This window comes from Polyangium fumosum, from assembly GCF_005144585.1.
In the GTDB taxonomy this organism is placed as follows: domain Bacteria; phylum Myxococcota_A; class Polyangia; order Polyangiales; family Polyangiaceae; genus Polyangium; species Polyangium fumosum.
Genome location: NZ_SSMQ01000006.1, coordinates 267,275 through 282,401, shown reverse-complemented (window position 1 = coordinate 282,401; position 15,127 = coordinate 267,275). Strand labels below are relative to the sequence as shown.

Genomic DNA, 15,127 nt, shown 5'->3' with positions numbered 1-15,127 from the left:
GACGCGCCCGCTCGCCGCGGGACAAACCCCCCCCATTCCAACGTGCCGCCTCCGATCACCGACGCACTCTCCACCTTGAGCGACCGCGGGCTGCGCCGTTTGCTCGGCGCTCGCACGTTCCTCCGCGGTCTCGAATACTTCCGTCGCCGCGTCGTCGAGGACATCGACGTCCAGGAAATGAGCGCGAGCGGTGTCGTCCGCGCGAGCGACTCCGAGCCTTACCCGGTGAAGGTCGAGCTCACGCCGGACGGCATCAAGTCCTCCTGCTCGTGCCCGACGTTCTCGAAGGGGGGCCAGCACTGCAAGCACGTCGCCGCGCTGCTCATCACGCTGCGGGATCAAGCCCGCGGCGCGCAGCCCCGTCGCGACCCCGTGCCCGCCCCGATGATGCCGCAGACCGCGCACGCCGGCGGCGACGCGCTGAAGCGCCTGCGAAGGCGCGATCGGCCGCGCGGTACGCAGCCGCCGCTCGGCAGCCCCGGCCCGGGGGCCCCGATGGGGCACATGGGCGCAAGCGAGAGGACCTCGATGGCCGCGATGGGACCGCCCGGCTCGTCCGTGATCACCGCGCCGCAGCAAGACGCGACGGCGAAACAAACCGGCATCGGCGCGTGGCTGCCTCCCGAGGGGCTCGGCGGCTCGCGGCGCGTGGAGTTCCGCCTGCACGTCCGCCAAGGCGCGCTCACGGTCACGGTGCTCGACGCCGATGCGCGTGTGCCGATCCTGCCCTCGACGGCGCTCGCCTGGCAGGCGCTGTATCCGACGCCCGATCGCGACGCCTTGCGCCTCCTTGCTCGCTTCGAGAGCGGCAACCCGCGGCACCCCGCGGTCGACGTGCGCGGCGAGGATGTCGCCGAGCTTTTGCCCTTGCTGGAAGGCCAGCGCGTGCTGCTCGAGCCTGCGCTCATGCAGCTCCGCTTCGCCGAGGAGCCGCTGCGGCCGCGCTTCGATCTGGAGACCGTCGGCGGCGACACGATCATCGTGAAGGCGAGCTTCGAGCGCCCGACGGACAGGCGCCGCTTCTCGCTCTTGCAAGGCGGCTGGTTCGAGGGCTGGCCCGGCTGGCACGTCGATACGCAGGAGGGCATCGCGCGGCGCATCGACAAGCGCGTCTCGCCCGCCGCGATGCGCAGGCTCTTGCGCTCGCCGACGATCGGCGAGCCGATGCGTGACCTCGTGCGCCTGATCATGCAGGGCTTGCCGAAGGTCGCGCTGGAGGTCGGCGCGGAGCTGCCGGATCTCGCGCAGATCGCCGACGTCGTGGATTTGCCCCCGACGTTCCGCATGCGCGCGGGTGGCTCGCTCGTCGAGGCGCACGTGCAGCTCTACGCCGCGTATGGCGAGGAGGAAGTGCAGGTCCGCGCCGATGGGATCTCGCCGCCCGTGCTCGTGCAACCGCCCGAGGAGGGCATGAAGCGCGCGCGTTGCGTGCGCGTCGACATCGCGTTGCAGCAGGAGGCGGCGGCGCGCTTGCTAAGCCTCGGCCTCAAGCCCGACGAGACGGGCCAGGAGTTCGTGGCGAGCGGCGACGCGGCCATCCGCTTCTGGAGCGAGGGCCTCGCGGAGCTGCCCGAGGACTGGGATCTTTTCGTCCCGGAGGACCTCGTCGACACGCAGGTCCGGCACAAGCCGCTCGGCGTCTTCGCCAAGGTCACGAGCGGGATGGACTGGCTCAACGTGCGGCTCTCGTTCGAGAGCGAGGGCATCGCCGTCGATCGCGACGAGCTGCGCCGCTGTCTCACCGAGGGCAAGAAGTACGTGCGCCTCGAAGACGGCTCGTTCGCGCCGCTCGATCCCGACACGATCCGCGCGATGCTCGACCGCGAGATCGAGCTCATGACGGCGGCCGGTCGCAGCGGAAAGCTGCCGCTCGCGCACGCGGGCCGCATCCAGGAGCTGCTCTCGCAGGTGAGCGGTTCGAACGTGGCCCAGGGCGCGCGCGAGCTCTTCCACAAGCTGTCGAGCATCGAGGAGATCGAGAGCACGAAGAAGCCGCGGGCGCTCAAGGCGACCTTGCGCCCCTACCAGGAGGCCGGCCTCTCGTGGCTCAAGTTCATCCACGACATCGGCTCCGGCGGCGTGCTCGCGGACGACATGGGCCTCGGCAAGACGGTGCAGACGATCGCGCTGCTCCTCAGCGTCAAGCAGGAGGAGAAGCACGTCAAAGCGCTGATCGTGGCCCCGACGAGCGTCGTGACGAACTGGGAGCGTGAGCTCGTCCGGTTCGCGCCGACGCTCCGGGTGGCGCTCTGGCACGGCGCGGATCGCAAGGACCAGATCGAGGAGGTCCAGGAGGCCGAGGTCATCATCACGAGCTACGCGCTGCTCCGTCGCGACGAGGAGTTCCTCGCGAAGCTCGACCTCACCTACGCGATCCTCGACGAGGCGCAGCACATCAAGAACCCGCTCTCCGCGACCGCGGCCGCCGCGAAGCGCCTCAAGGCGCGCCGCAGGCTCGCGCTCACGGGCACGCCGATCGAGAACCGCCTCTCCGAGATCTGGTCAATCTTCGACTTCGTCTCGCCGGGTCTGCTCGGGACGCTCGACAAGTTCGAGGCGCGGCTGGCGCGGCCGATCGAGGCCGGCGACTACAAGACCGCGCAGCGCCTGCGCTCGATCATCCACCCGTTCATCCTGCGCCGTACGAAGCAGGAGGTCGCCAAGGACCTGCCCGAGAAGATCGAGACCGATCAGATCTGCGATCTCACGGGTGATCAGCGGTCGATCTACATGCAGGTGGCGCGCGAGGTGCGGGCGCAGGTGCTCGGCGAGGTGGAGCGCGTCGGCATCGCGAAGAGCCAGCTCCAGATCCTCGCGGGCCTCACGCGGCTGCGGCAGGCGGCCTGCGATCCGCGTCTGCTCGGGCTGCCGCGCGAGTTCTCGGACGAGGACTCGGGCAAGCTCGTGGCGCTGCGCGAGCTCATCGCGAACGCGGTCGAGGGCGGCCACAAGGTGCTCGTCTTCAGCCAGTTCGTGATGATGCTGAAGATCATCGAGCGGGCGATGAAGGAGGACGGCGTGCCGTACGAGTACCTCGACGGCGCGACGAAGGATCGCATGGAGCGCGTGGAGCGCTTCCAGAACGATCCGACGGTGCCGGTCTTCCTGATCAGCCTGAAGGCCGGCGGGACGGGCCTGAACCTGACGGCGGCGGATACGGTGATCCACTTCGATCCGTGGTGGAACCCGGCCGTGGAGCAGCAGGCGACGGATCGCGCCCACCGCATCGGGCAAACCCGCGTCGTGACGGCCTACCGGCTCGTCGCGGAAGGGACGATCGAGGAGAAGATCCTTCAGCTCAAGGCGAAGAAGCGCGAGCTCGTGGCCTCGGTGCTCAGCGAGGATCAGGGCGGAGCCAAGAAGCTCACGAAGGCCGACGTGGAGGAGCTCTTCTCCGTCGATTGACGGGCGAAGGAAGGGCAGGGAAGGGAAGGGGCCCGCGCGCCGCGACTTGCGGCCGCGGGCCTTACTTCTTCCCGCTCAGGATCATCAGGTGGTACTTGCCGAACTCGCTCTGGCCGAGGGTGTAGAGCACCTCGATGAGCAGCCGGTAGGGCGTGGTCTTGTCGGCGACGATGCGCGCCTCGGACGTGGACGGGTCGAGGCCCTTGGCGGCGCGGACGGCCTTGTCGATCTCGCGCGCGTGCTGGAGCGAGTTCGCCAGCGGCACGATGTAGAGGTCGTTCGGGCCGCTGCGCTTGTGCTTGGCGTCGATGCCCGACTGCGCGAGCTGCTCGCGGCTCGGCAAGGTCACGACGGGGGTGGACTCTTCGCCGACCAGGATCTGCGTCTTCGAGACGACCACGAGCACGCCCTCGTCGCTCGGCTCGCCGACCATGACGGACTGCGGCAGGCGGAGGTCGTCGGACTGCGGGATCGCGCCGGCCGACGAGGCGAGGCTCTTCAGCAAGAAGACCAGGATGATGGTCATCAGGTCGAGCATCGCCGTGATGTTGAGGAAGTCGATCTCGGGCTCGCGCGCGTTCTTGCGCTTCGCCTTCCTCAAGGCGGCCTTGTACTTGACGAGGCTGCCCTTCTGCGGCTGCGGAGCCCGCGGGCGCTGGTTCGGGGCCGAGCGCGGCGCGTTCGGGCCGCTGTCTTGCGCGGCTTCCGGATCGAAGGTGTCTTCGGTGCTCATCGCGCCACCCCGAAGTGCACGTCCGAGAAGAGCTCCTCTTCGCCGTCTTTTCGGAGGGCGTCCATCGTGTCGATGATCGTCCCGTACTCGACGCCCGGGTTCGCGGTGATGGTCACCTGGGTCTCCTCCTTGAACTCGGGGGCTGCGTTCTTGAGCCGCTTCGCGCAGCTCGTGACGGCGGCGAAGTCGTGGATGCTGCCCTCGCGCATCGGGATGGTGATGCCGGCGCCGATGCCCTGACAACCCGGGGCGACGTTGCCGCTCGAGGTCTTGAGCGAGATTCCCTGCGTCGTGATGAACGCCGAGAGGTTCAGCGCCTTGGTCGCCACGTCGCTCCGACCCTTGCCGCCGATGGCGGGCGGGGTCGTGTCGATCGAGGCGATGAAGGTGACCGAGACGCTGGCGAGCACGAACATCATCACGTTCGTGATGATGTCGAGGAAGGGCACGATGTTGAGCTCACCCGCCTCCTCTCCCGGCTCCGGCTCTTTCGGCTGAGAAAGCCGCCGGATGCGCGATTTCTGCGAGGCGCTGAGCGGAGCGTCGTGGGTCTCGGCCATGGGCGACGCTCTAGAAATTGGGCTTGGCGATCGTCAGCAGGTTGAACACGCGCTCGGTGGTCGACTCCAGATCGTGCTGGATGTTCTTCGACCGCGTGTGGAGCAGCACGTGCGCGATCATGCAGAGCACCGCGATACCGAGGCCGAACGCCGTGTTGTACATGGCCTCCGCGATGCCGTTCGAGAGCATCTGCTGCTTGACGGCGGCGGAGAGGCCGGGGGCCGAGATCGAGGCGAAGGTCTTGATGAGACCACTCACGGTGCCGATGAGGCCGATCAGCGTGGCGATGTTCGCGAGGGACCAGAGCAGCCCGACGCGCTTTTCGACGGCGGGCTTGAGCTCGGAGAGCTTCTCGCTGAGGGCCGCGTCGATCTCGTCGGCGCCTTTGCTGGCCTGGGTGAGGCCGGCCTTGACGAGCTGCAGGATCGGGTAGTCGCCGGCGTCGCAGAGCTTGATGGCGCGGTCGATGTTGCCTGCGACCACGAGCTTCTTGATCTGGGCGAAGAACTCCTTCGAGTTCACGCGGTAGCGGTCGAGCTGGAAGTACGCACGCTCGATGATGACGGTCACCACGATCGCCGAGACGACGAGGTTCATCACGAGGAACGTGGGGTTCTCCTTGATGGCCCCCCACATCCCGACCTCTCCTCCTTCGGACGCCAACATGAACAGGTGACGCATCCTCGCAGTCCCTTTCTCCCTACCCAAGTCACCAGAGCGCCACGATCCGTGGTTATGCCCTATGCGCAAAAGTCGCGTTGGGGCGCGACTATAGCCGCCGCTCGATCTCCCAGGCAAGCGGCAGAGGATCGTGTGAGCGGAGCCCCTGCCGCGTCGTGACGTGGGCTGCTTGGGCTTCGTCCGATGAGGCTGGATCCTTCCAAGTTCGTGGGGAACGTGCAGTGTTTACCGCGTCGCTCGCGCGATCTCGACCAAATGTTGCTTGACGAGAGAGGGTCTGAATCGCGAAGATGCCGGTCGCCTGGGCGATGAAGCTTCAACGATGGCCGATTCGCGCTGGGTCGACGGAGACGATGATCCTTCGGATACCGGCCATTTGCCCCGTTCGGATGCGGGCGGGTAGACTGGCCCCGGAACACGCGAGCTCGTGCGAGAACACGGGATCTCGTGCTCCATCCTGGATCGCCGCTGACGAAGACACCCGAGACGGAACGAAGCCAAACACCCTACTTGCGTTGGGGCGCGCGGCTCGGCTAGCGTCCTGGTTCGCTTGGATGCCTTGGCCGAAGTCGTACCCTCCCCAGCGATGCAACGAAGCGGAATTCACGCGGAGAGCAACGAGCGGGGCGCGGGGCGCGAGGCCGCGACGGCCAGCGCGATCGCACGAAGACCGTCGCAGTAACTGCCGCATTCGATCCGGAATGGCTTTCATGTAGAGTGCGACACCTCGGCCCGAGCGGACGCGAGGCAAGCTGGAGGACCTGACAAATGCACGCAGCGTACGAGCACTTCAAAGAAGGTGGATGGGGCATGTGGCCCATCTTGTTCTGGTCGATCCTGACGATCGGCATCATCGTGGAGCGCTCCATCTATCTGTTCGGCGCGTCGATCAACAAGGACGTCTTCCTCGCCACGATGCAGAAGTGCATCCTCGCGGGTGACGTGGCCAAGGCCGTCAAGATGTGCTCCGCCGCCAACGCGCCGCTCGCCCGCATCGTGCAGGCTGGCCTCGTGAAGGTGAACCGCCCCGACGAGGAGGTTCAGGCTGCGATGGACGAGGCCGCGCTTCGCGAGCTGCCGCGCCTCAGCAAGAACACGCCGTACCTCGGCCTCCTCGCGAACCTCGCGATGCTCTCGGGCCTCCTCGGCACCGTGACGGGTCTGATCATGGCGTTCGGCTCCGTCTCCGGTGAGTCGATCGATCCGAGCCAGAAGGCGCGCGTTCTCGCGGCAGGCATCTCGGAGGCCATGAACTGCACGGCGTTCGGCCTCGCCGTCGCCATCATTGCCCTCATCGGCTTCGCCATTCTCAACGGCAAGACGCAGCACCTCGAGGACGACATCAACGAGGCGTCGGTCATGGTGCTGAACCTCGTCGTGACGAACCGCCAGAAGGTGAACGTCGCGGCCGTGGGCCAGGCGGCTGCCTGAAATCCACCTCCGGGGCGGCGCCAGCGCCCGCGCCGCCCCCGCCGTGATCTCGGGAGAAACTTTCACCCAGATCCGTTGTCGTACAAAGGGCAATGCCCTGCCCGCGAGGGCGGGCAACGGTAGCGTGTAGGGGGCGCGTCATGCGTCCCCATCGCAGTACGCTCGCGAGAGCGAGCATCGCAGGAGGCAGCCCATGGGTGGCGTAGACGTAGGCAGCGAGGGCGGCAAAAAGAAAGCGACGAACGCGGAAATCAACATGGTCCCGTTCATCGACCTGTTGATGTGCACGATCGCGTTCCTCTTGATCACGGCTGTGTGGGTCACGAACTCGCGCATGAACGCGGACGCGCAGGTGCCTGGGCCGCCGAACCCCGACAAGGAACTCACGCCGCAGACGCCCGAGAAGGTGCTGAATCTGCACATCGGCGAGAGCGATTTCGCGCTCGTGTGGAAGCAGGGCGCGACCGTCGTGAGCGAGGTGCGTGTCCCCAAGCCGCCGCCGAATGACAGCCCCGTGATCCGGTATCCGGACCTCGCGAAGAAGCTCGAGGCCGAGTGGAACAGCAACGGCAGCCATCGCGATCCGAGCGACAAGAAGCTCGATCAGGCGATCATGCACACCGACAACCGCACTCCCTTCAAGGAGGTCGTCGCGGTGCTCGACGCGCTTTACGCGACGAAGCGCAAGGTGAAGCTCCCCGAGGGGGACAAGGATCTGCCGGTCTTCAACATGACGTTCTCCGTCCGCTGAGCAAGGGAGACCTGAGATGGGTGGCCACGCCAAACCTCCGGCGAAACATCACAACCCGCACGCCCACGTCATCCACCAGCCTGGCCGGCGGTTGATGCACCACATCCCGCTGAAGTTCGTCTGGAACAAGGTGGCGGGGCACGGCAGGCGGAGCGGCAACGCTGCGCTGAACCTGGTCAGCTTCATCGACTTCTTGATCACCACCGTCATCTTCCTCCTGATGTCCTTCTCGGCGTCCGGTGAGATCACGGTCGACAAGAACGTCAAGCTGCCGAAGGCCGAGAACGTCGAGGACATCATCGACGCGCCGATGGTCGCCGTGAACGGCAACCAGATCCTCGTCGACGGCACGCTCGCCGGCTCGACGCGCGCGATCGAGGAGCTCGGCCGCATGCAGAAGATCGACGAGCTCTTCAACCTGTTGAAGAACAAGCGCGAGCTCTGGAAGCAGGTGCAGCCGAACAAGCCGTTCCCCGGCGTCTGCATCCTCCAGGTCGATCAGAACGTGCCCGCGATCGTCGTGAAGAGCGTCTTCCAGACCGCTGCGTTCGCCGGTTATCCGAACGTCAGCTTCATGGTCGCCAAGCTTCCCAAGTCGGGAGGCTGAAAGCCAAGCCCATGCCGCCCAGCGCGGATGAACGACCCCGCGGCCTGCCCTCGCTGGTCCAGTCCAAACAGGACCGCGGGGCGGGCCGTATGCGGTGGCCCGCCCCCAAAGTTTGGGCCTGGATCGGCCTCGTGATGGCCGTCACGGTCATCATCCAGTGGAAGTGGTCCCAAGGCCGCCTCGAGAGCGAACGAAGCGGCGTCCTCGCCAAACAACGCGCTGTCGTCGCCGAGCTCGGTCCGCGCTGGTTTCCCCTGCGTGACCGGATCGAGCGCTGGACGGTCGACCTCGCGAAGGAACCGGCATCGGACGTCGTCGAGACGGAGATCCTCAAGGCCTGGAGCTTCCGCGACAACCCCGGCATTTACCTCCGCCTCGACGCCGACCAGGCCACGAGCGCCGAGGCCATTCGCAAAGCCGCGAACGACTCGCTGCGCGACGGGTTCACCGCCTGCCTGTTCACGGCGGAAAACAAGAACCAGCTCTCCGGCAAGGAGTGCAAGCGCACCCGCGATTGCGCCTTCGGCGAGATCTGCAACGAGCTCGATCGCTGCGCGCCGCCCGCGCAACCCTACAACCTGCGCGTCGCGTATCGCTCGCTTCGGATCCTGTCCGAGGACTGGGTGAAGGAAGCGCAGGATGCACCGGGCGAGCTCCGGCTGCGCGCGCTCACGAGTTTCTTCGAGGACGCCGTTCGGGACGACATCCCGATCGCGGTCGACCTCCTGGCCCGCGCGCAGTACTTCGCCGTCGTGCTCGACGAGACGCCGCCGAACTTCCAGGTCCCCGCGGGCGTGTCGAAGTCCGAGGCGTTGCGCGCCGTGCCCCACGCGTCGCGCGTCGGCATCTGGCGGCTCTCGGACAACAAGCTGGTGCTCCGCGTCCGCCGTTCGCCCGAGGTGGAGCTCAAGATGGCCGGCGCGCAGCTCGACGAGCGCGTCGTGAACGCCCAGCAGCGTCAGGCCTTGAGCTGCGCCCTCGCAAACGCCGTCCGCGACGCGATGGGCGATACCCAGGCGGGTGTCGTCCCTCCCGCGCCGTAAGACCCCCCGCCTCAGGTTTCTGGAAACACCCGCGCCAGGATGTGCAGATCCGTGAGGTTCTGCCCCGTCGGGCCCGTGTCGATCGCCGTGCCGAGGGCGTGGTGGATCGCGGCATCCTCGTAGCCAGCGAGCGCCGCGTCGATGCGCGCCGCATCGAAGTCGCCCGCGGCGCCGAGGCTCACGACGGCGCCCGCGGCGGAGGAGCTTCCGTCGGTGCCGTCGGAGGCGCCGCAGAGGAGCGCGACGCCCGGAGGAAGTCTTTGCAGGGCAGCAAGCGCGACCCAGCCGGCACGTCCGCCGCGTCCACGCTCGGGCGGTAGGACGAGCGTCGGCTCGCACGCGACGACGATCGCGTTTCCTGGGTCGAGCGCCGCGGCCTGCGCGAGGCGTTTTTCCACCACGGCGCGCGCGTCGCCTCCTTCGGGGGGCTCGATCCGGACGGAAAAACCACGCGCGGAGAGGTTCGCGGCGGCGGCGCGGGCGAAGTCCTCAGGGCCAGCGAGCAGGCGGGCCGCGGTGCGCGTGGGGAACGGCGTTTCGGTGTCGTCGAGGTGGGGCGCGAGGCGCGCGGCGAGGTCGGCGGGGGCATACCGGGCGAGCACGGCGCGGGCCTCGGCGGCGGTCGTGGGATCAGGGACCGTGGGGCCGGAGCCGATGTCGTGCAGCGCGCCGCCGACGACGTCGGAGAGCGCGAGCGTCTCCACGAACGCAGGCGCGGCCGCCGCGGCGAGCCGTCCGCCTCTGATGCGCGAGAGGTGGCGGCGCACGAGGTTCACGTCGTGGATCGGCGCGCCGCCTTCGAGGAGCGCGCGGACGACGTGGCGTTCGTCGTCGAGGTCGAGCCCGGGCGGAGGCAACACGAGGAGCGCCGAACTGCCGCCCGAGATCAACGCGAGGACACGATCCGCGGGGCCGAGGCCACGCACGTGCGCGAGCGCCGCGTGGGCCGCCGCGACGCTGCGTTCATCGGGGACCGGGTGCGCGGCGCGGAGGACGACGGGCGCGCTCTGGAGATCGAGCCCGCGAAAGGCGAGCGGCGCGCCGTCGACGGTCACGACGAGCGTGGCCTCGATGCATTCGCCCCAGCGGGAGATGGCGCCCCGGGCCATCGCCGCCGCTGCTTTGCCCGCGGCGAAGAGACGGACACGCGCGCCTTCGGGGGGCCGCGAGGGCAGGGCCTCCGCGACGAGGCGGGCGGGGTCGAGCACGGCGAGGCTCTCTCGGAAGACCTCGGCGAGGACGCGCCGGAGGGCTGCCTCGGCGGCGATCATCGTTCGAGCCGATCGGTCACGTCCACGAGGTGAACGGGCACGATGTGGCGCCACGTGAGCGTGACCGAGAGGAGCGCGCCCTGATCGATGAGGTGGAAGGGCGCTGCGCTGGCGAACGCGCCCGGTCGGACGCGGAGCGCGCCGCGCACGCCGAGCACCGGCCCCGTGGCGCTCGCGAAAAACGGGAAGCCGAGGCCGATGGAGAACTCGAACCCGGGCTCGGCGCTGAACGTGCCTCCGCGCGGGGCTTCCCAGAAGGCGCCGAGGCCGAGCGCGAACGAGTCGAGGCCGAGGTCGAAGCGCGCGGGCCCGCGCTCCAGGTTCGTCGCGAAGCGGCCGAGGAAGAGCGGCTCGATCACCACGCCGGTCGCGATCGATCGCGCGACCGTCGGGCCGTCCGTGCCGAGGGCGTCGGTGTAGTGCGCGTACAGGCCCGCGGACGACACGTACAGGAGGGACGCGTGTGCGGCGAGCGCGGGGCCTCCGCGCGCGAACGCAGCGCCGGCGCCGATGCGCACGTCGAGGTCGCCGTCGAGGCGCCCGTAGACGCCGTCGGGCCCATGGTCATCGGCCTGCGCCGTCGCGGCCGAGCTTCCGAGCACGAGCAGCACGGCGAGGCCCACGCCGCGCGTCCCCAAGCCGCGCGCGGGGCTCAACGGACGAACGCCTCCCGCATCGCGTCGCGCAGCTCCGGGGCGAAGATCAACCGGCAGCGGGTGAGCGTCTCGTTGCGCAGACGATCGAGCAAGAACGAAACCTCCGAAGGGGGACGGGGCTTGCCGCTCGGGAAGACCACGTGCAGCGAGTCGTCTTCGGCATACGGCGTGTCCGTCGCGACGTCGAGGCCCACGTACAGGTCCGGATCGAGCCCCTGCTCCGAGGCGATCGCGCGTGCGGCGGCGAGCGCCTTCTCGCGGGCCCCGTCGTCGAGCGCGCCGAACGTGCTGCCGGTGAAACCCTCGCCGTCCGCGTGCGCCTCGGGCGAGAGCTCGATCGTCTTGAACAGCGAGCGCGTGCGGAGCCTCCGGCAGAGATCACTCAGCGTGGGGTCTTTCGCTTCCTCCCACGCGTGGATGGCGCCGAGCAGGACCTGGTCGTCGAGCTCGAGATACTGATCGAGCGAGGGCACGTCCCCCGCGGCGACGGCGGCGATCGCGGGTGGCAGGACGGGCAGGCGCGTGCCATCCACGACGAGCGCGAGGGCGCGGCGCAGGATCGCGCCGATCATCCACTCGGCCGCGCGCGTGGCTTTGTGGAAGTAGACCTGCTGGAACATGAAGTAGCGCGCGAGCAGGAACGACTCGATCGCGACGATGCCCTTCTGCCCGTCGATGGCGAGCGAGGGCGCGTGGTGACCAGGGGGTCCGCTCGGCTCGCTGAAGCGGAGGCTGCGGAGCAGCCAGGGCAGGTCGTAGTCGCCGTAGCGCACGCCGGTCGCGTGAGCGTCGCGCAGGAGGTAGTCGCAGCGGTCGACGTCGAAGGTGCCGCTCACCGCGCGGGCGAGGTAGGGCAGCTCGTGCTTGCCTGCGACGAGATCGGCCACGCGGCGCGGCAGGCTCGGATCGTCCTGGGCCAGGATCCGGTGCAGCTCGCATGCTGGGTCGAGGAGGATCCTCGCGGTCCACGTCTCGTGCTCCACGGCGCCCGGCATCGCGGCTTCGAACAGGTGCGAGAGCGGCCCGTGTCCGACGTCGTGCAGGAGCGCCGCCGCGATGGCGTCGCGCGCGCGCTCGCTCGTCACGCGTTGCCAGAACGGAAGCTCTCGATCGATCTGCCGGAGACGCGCGAGCAGGAGCTTCATCACGTGCGCGGCGCCGATCGCGTGCGAGAAGCGCGTGTGCTCGGCGCCCGGGTACGCGAGCGAGGTGAGCCCGAGCTGGCGTATCCGCCGCAGCCGTTGCATCTCTCTGGCGCCGAGGAGGCGCGACACGATCGAGTCTTCTTCGCTTTCGAACGCGACGAGCCCATGCACTGGGTCACGCAGGATCACTCATGTCCTCCAGGGATCCATCGTAGTCCCGCATCGTCCATCCGGCATCTCCTCGTGCGCATCGGGAGTTCCCTGACGCTGTTGATCACGCGCGAAAAATTCCCGGTAAAACCCCTGTCGAATTCCAGCCGTGGTAGCAACGGAGCCCATGCGGGTCCTCCACGCGTGCGACCCGATGCGTTCGAGATGCGCACGAAAGTGGCGCGAAGACCGCAGAAATTGCGCCGATTGGGGGATGTCGGTGCACCCTTCGTCGTGTAGTGTCGTTCGTTGGACGTGAAGCGAGTCGACGCGTCCGACAACCCTCCTTCCATGTCGGTGATGTCATGACCTCCATCGGCGGACGACACGGCGAAGCCGCTCTGGATCCTGCGCACGGTGCCTCGAAGGGACAACGCGCTTCGCGCGCCGTGGAACTCGAGCCCGCGTCCGATGAGACCGAAGGCGGATCGCCTCGCCGGCTCGATCACATCCTCCGCGCGCTCCCGGACTCCGAGCTCGCGGCGCTCATCCGCCGCCTCGGCATACGCATCGATACGCAGAAGCGCATCGACGCGCCGTCGCAGGTCGCCCGCGCGCTCGTCGGCATCCCCGACGTGCGTGATCCGTCGCGCCTGCAGGCGTCGAGCCGCGAGCTGCTCCACCGCATCGCCGAGGCCGGCGGCGCGCTCGTCGTGCCCACGTTGCCCGCGGGGCTCGAGCCGCTCGTCGCGCGTGGCGTCGTGTATGCGCGCAAGATCGACGAGGGCATCGAGCTCGTCCTTCCAACCGCGTTCCTCGTGCAGCTCAAGTCCTGGGAGAGCGAGGACCCGCGCGCCCTCCGCGCGCTCCTCTCGCAAGCGTCGTTCGAAACCGTCAGCGCCGTGGCCGCGCACTACCTCGGCCGCCCGGCCACGCCGCCGATTGCGCTCTCGCTCGAAGCCGCGTGGGAGACGCTCTGCGACACGTCGCGCCTCGCGTCCGAGGTCGAGCGGCTCGCTCCGGTCGAGCGTCGCTTGCTCGAAGCCATCGAGGCCGTCGGCGGCGAGGTCGACACGCAGGAGCTGCTCGATCTCGAACGTGAGCCCATGCGCCTGCGCGGCGCCACCGGCATCACGGCCAGCCGGCGAGGCGCGGGCTTCGCGCTCGAACGTCGGGCCTTCCTGATCCCGATCCACCCGAACCGCCACGTCATCCCGACCGAGATCTCGACCATCGTCGGCGCCGAGCGCCGCAAGGCCCGCGAGGCGCGTCGCGCGCAGATCCGATCGTTCGTCCTCGAAGAAGATCACGCCCCGCGCCGCGCCCGCTTCGCCCCCGATCCGGGCATGCTCGCGCTCGGCCTCGCGTACGCGGTGCGCGAGCCGGGCAGCGACGTTCGTCCCGGCGTGGGCACGCCTCGTTCGCTCCTCGTTCGTCTCGCCCAGCGCTTCGGCCGCGACGTGGAGATGGTCGCGCTCTCCGCCGCGGTTTCGCGCGCCATCGGTTTGTGGGAGCCCTCCGCGGCCTCGCCGGCCACGCCTCCGGGATCCCTCGCCGTGCACGAGCTCGGCCGCGTCCTCTTCGACACGTGGCGCCGCGGCGGCGCCTGGGACGAAGCGCGCCCCGAGCGCGAGGTGTTGCGCGCCGCCTCCGAGGGCCGTGAGTCGAGCCCGATCGGCGCGCTCCGCGAGATGGTCATCGACGCGCTGCAAGAGCTCGGCGAGGGCCGCTGGGTGCCGTGGGCCTCGCTCCGCGGCTACCTCGCCGCGGACGATCGCATCGGCGGCGTCGAGCGCCTCTTGCGCCGCTGGGGTGATCGCACCTCCAACGAAGCGCCCGAGGTCCTCGAAATCACGCGCCGCATCGCGCTCGAATCCTTGCCGGCGCTCGGCATCCTCGACCTCGGCGGCGACGACCTCGACGACGGCCCTGCCTTGCGCCTCACGCCGCGCGGCCGCGCCATGCTCGCGGGCACCCCGCCGAGCTTCGACGCGGCCCCGAGCCATTTCGTTGAGACGCAGATCCTCCAGATCGCCCCCTCGGCGCGCGTCGCGCACGTGCTCGCGCTCGTCCCGTTCGCCGAGATCACGCGCATCGGCGACAAGGTCGATCTCCTCCTCGCGCCCTCGTCGATCGCGCGCGCCCTCTCCGCCGGGCTCGAGAGCGACGCGCTTCGCACGCGGATCGAGGCCGTCGCGAAGCTCCCCGAGGGCATCTCGCAGATGCTCATCCAGGCGAGCGTGGTGATTGGCCGCGCGAGCTTCGTCCCCGCCGCGGGCTTTCTGTGGGTGGAAGACGCGGAGATCCGCGAGCTTTTGCGCACGCGGCGCCCCGCCTCCGAGCTTTTCATCGATCCGTCTCCGCCGTCCGGCTTGCTCCTCGCGCCCGACGTCGATCTCGAGCGCCTCGTGCGTCGGTGTCGCGCGCTCGGCGTCGAGGTCGAGTGCGACGGGAACCTCCTGCGCGCCCGCTCGGTCACGCCCATGCCTTCGAGCCAGGAGGCGCCGCCGCGCGCGCCTTCGACGAGCCGCGGTCGATCACGGACGCCGGCCCCGCGCACGACCCGATCCTGACGAAAGAGCCCAGACGCCCGCGTTTCGACGTGGGCGCGGAAATGCGTGTGCGGCCGTGAGGCGCGGCCCTCCGACGTGCGGAACGCATGCGCGTTTTGGCGCGTTTTCCGCAGGCCAAGC

The 15,127-nt window shown here is 69.0% G+C and carries 12 protein-coding genes; 6 read left to right on the top strand and 6 right to left on the bottom strand.

The window, feature by feature from the left end; genetic code table 11:
• Window positions 1-75 precede the first annotated feature (75 nt).
• Window positions 76-3,405, top strand: a complete 3,330-nt coding sequence (locus tag E8A74_RS08630) for a DEAD/DEAH box helicase (RefSeq protein ID WP_232379445.1) — start codon at window positions 76-78, stop codon at window positions 3,403-3,405.
• A gap of 61 nt (window positions 3,406-3,466) precedes the next feature.
• On the opposite strand, the gene E8A74_RS08625 is transcribed toward E8A74_RS08630, so the two are convergent.
• The 3 genes from E8A74_RS08625 to E8A74_RS08615 are packed head-to-tail and all read right to left on the bottom strand — an operon-like array spanning window position 3,467 to window position 5,365.
• The gene (locus E8A74_RS08625; protein ID WP_136928459.1) at window positions 3,467-4,138 is read right to left on the bottom strand and encodes an ExbD/TolR family protein; all 672 of its coding nucleotides are present in this window, start codon (window positions 4,136-4,138) and stop codon (window positions 3,467-3,469) included.
• Window positions 4,135-4,698 carry a biopolymer transporter ExbD gene (locus E8A74_RS08620; protein ID WP_136928458.1) on the bottom strand — a complete coding sequence of 188 codons (564 nt, stop codon included), beginning with the start codon at window positions 4,696-4,698 and terminating at the stop codon, window positions 4,135-4,137. Before E8A74_RS08620 ends, E8A74_RS08625 begins: the two co-directional genes overlap by 4 nt.
• A gap of 10 nt (window positions 4,699-4,708) precedes the next feature.
• Window positions 4,709-5,365, bottom strand: a complete 657-nt coding sequence (locus tag E8A74_RS08615; protein ID WP_232379444.1) for a MotA/TolQ/ExbB proton channel family protein — start codon at window positions 5,363-5,365, stop codon at window positions 4,709-4,711.
• A gap of 783 nt (window positions 5,366-6,148) precedes the next feature.
• On the opposite strand from E8A74_RS08615, the gene E8A74_RS08610 reads away from it, so the two are divergent.
• From E8A74_RS08610 to E8A74_RS08595, 4 genes are all read left to right on the top strand, one after another.
• Window positions 6,149-6,811 (top strand): MotA/TolQ/ExbB proton channel family protein, encoded by a 663-nt coding sequence (locus E8A74_RS08610; RefSeq protein WP_136928456.1) that lies wholly within the window; start codon window positions 6,149-6,151, stop codon window positions 6,809-6,811.
• 193 nt (window positions 6,812-7,004) lie between these two features.
• Window positions 7,005-7,562: a biopolymer transporter ExbD gene (locus E8A74_RS08605; protein ID WP_136928455.1), complete on the top strand. Its 558-nt coding sequence runs from the start codon at window positions 7,005-7,007 to the stop codon at window positions 7,560-7,562.
• 16 nt (window positions 7,563-7,578) lie between these two features.
• Window positions 7,579-8,169 (top strand): ExbD/TolR family protein, encoded by a 591-nt coding sequence (locus E8A74_RS08600; RefSeq protein WP_232379443.1) that lies wholly within the window; start codon window positions 7,579-7,581, stop codon window positions 8,167-8,169.
• 89 nt (window positions 8,170-8,258) lie between these two features.
• On the top strand, window positions 8,259-9,212 hold the full coding sequence (locus E8A74_RS08595; RefSeq protein ID WP_136928454.1) for a hypothetical protein: 954 nt from the start codon (window positions 8,259-8,261) through the stop codon (window positions 9,210-9,212).
• An 11-nt stretch (window positions 9,213-9,223) separates the two neighbouring features.
• Here the strand turns inward: E8A74_RS08595 and E8A74_RS08590 are convergent, their stop codons facing one another.
• Genes E8A74_RS08590 through E8A74_RS08580 form a run of 3 tightly spaced genes read right to left on the bottom strand, consistent with a single transcriptional unit; the run spans window position 9,224 to window position 12,473 of the window.
• A complete protein-coding gene (locus E8A74_RS08590; RefSeq protein ID WP_136928453.1) occupies window positions 9,224-10,483 on the bottom strand; it encodes a DUF4147 domain-containing protein in 1,260 nt (419 codons plus the stop codon).
• A complete protein-coding gene (locus E8A74_RS08585) occupies window positions 10,480-11,139 on the bottom strand; it encodes a hypothetical protein (RefSeq protein ID WP_136928452.1) in 660 nt (219 codons plus the stop codon). Before E8A74_RS08585 ends, E8A74_RS08590 begins: the two co-directional genes overlap by 4 nt.
• A complete protein-coding gene (locus tag E8A74_RS08580; protein WP_136928451.1) occupies window positions 11,136-12,473 on the bottom strand; it encodes an HD domain-containing protein in 1,338 nt (445 codons plus the stop codon). Before E8A74_RS08580 ends, E8A74_RS08585 begins: the two co-directional genes overlap by 4 nt.
• A 410-nt stretch (window positions 12,474-12,883) precedes the next feature.
• Here E8A74_RS08580 and E8A74_RS08575 point away from each other — a divergent pair, with 410 nt between their 5' ends.
• Window positions 12,884-15,007: a hypothetical protein gene (locus E8A74_RS08575; protein WP_136928450.1), complete on the top strand. Its 2,124-nt coding sequence runs from the start codon at window positions 12,884-12,886 to the stop codon at window positions 15,005-15,007.
• The last annotated feature ends 120 nt before the right edge of the window (window positions 15,008-15,127 follow it).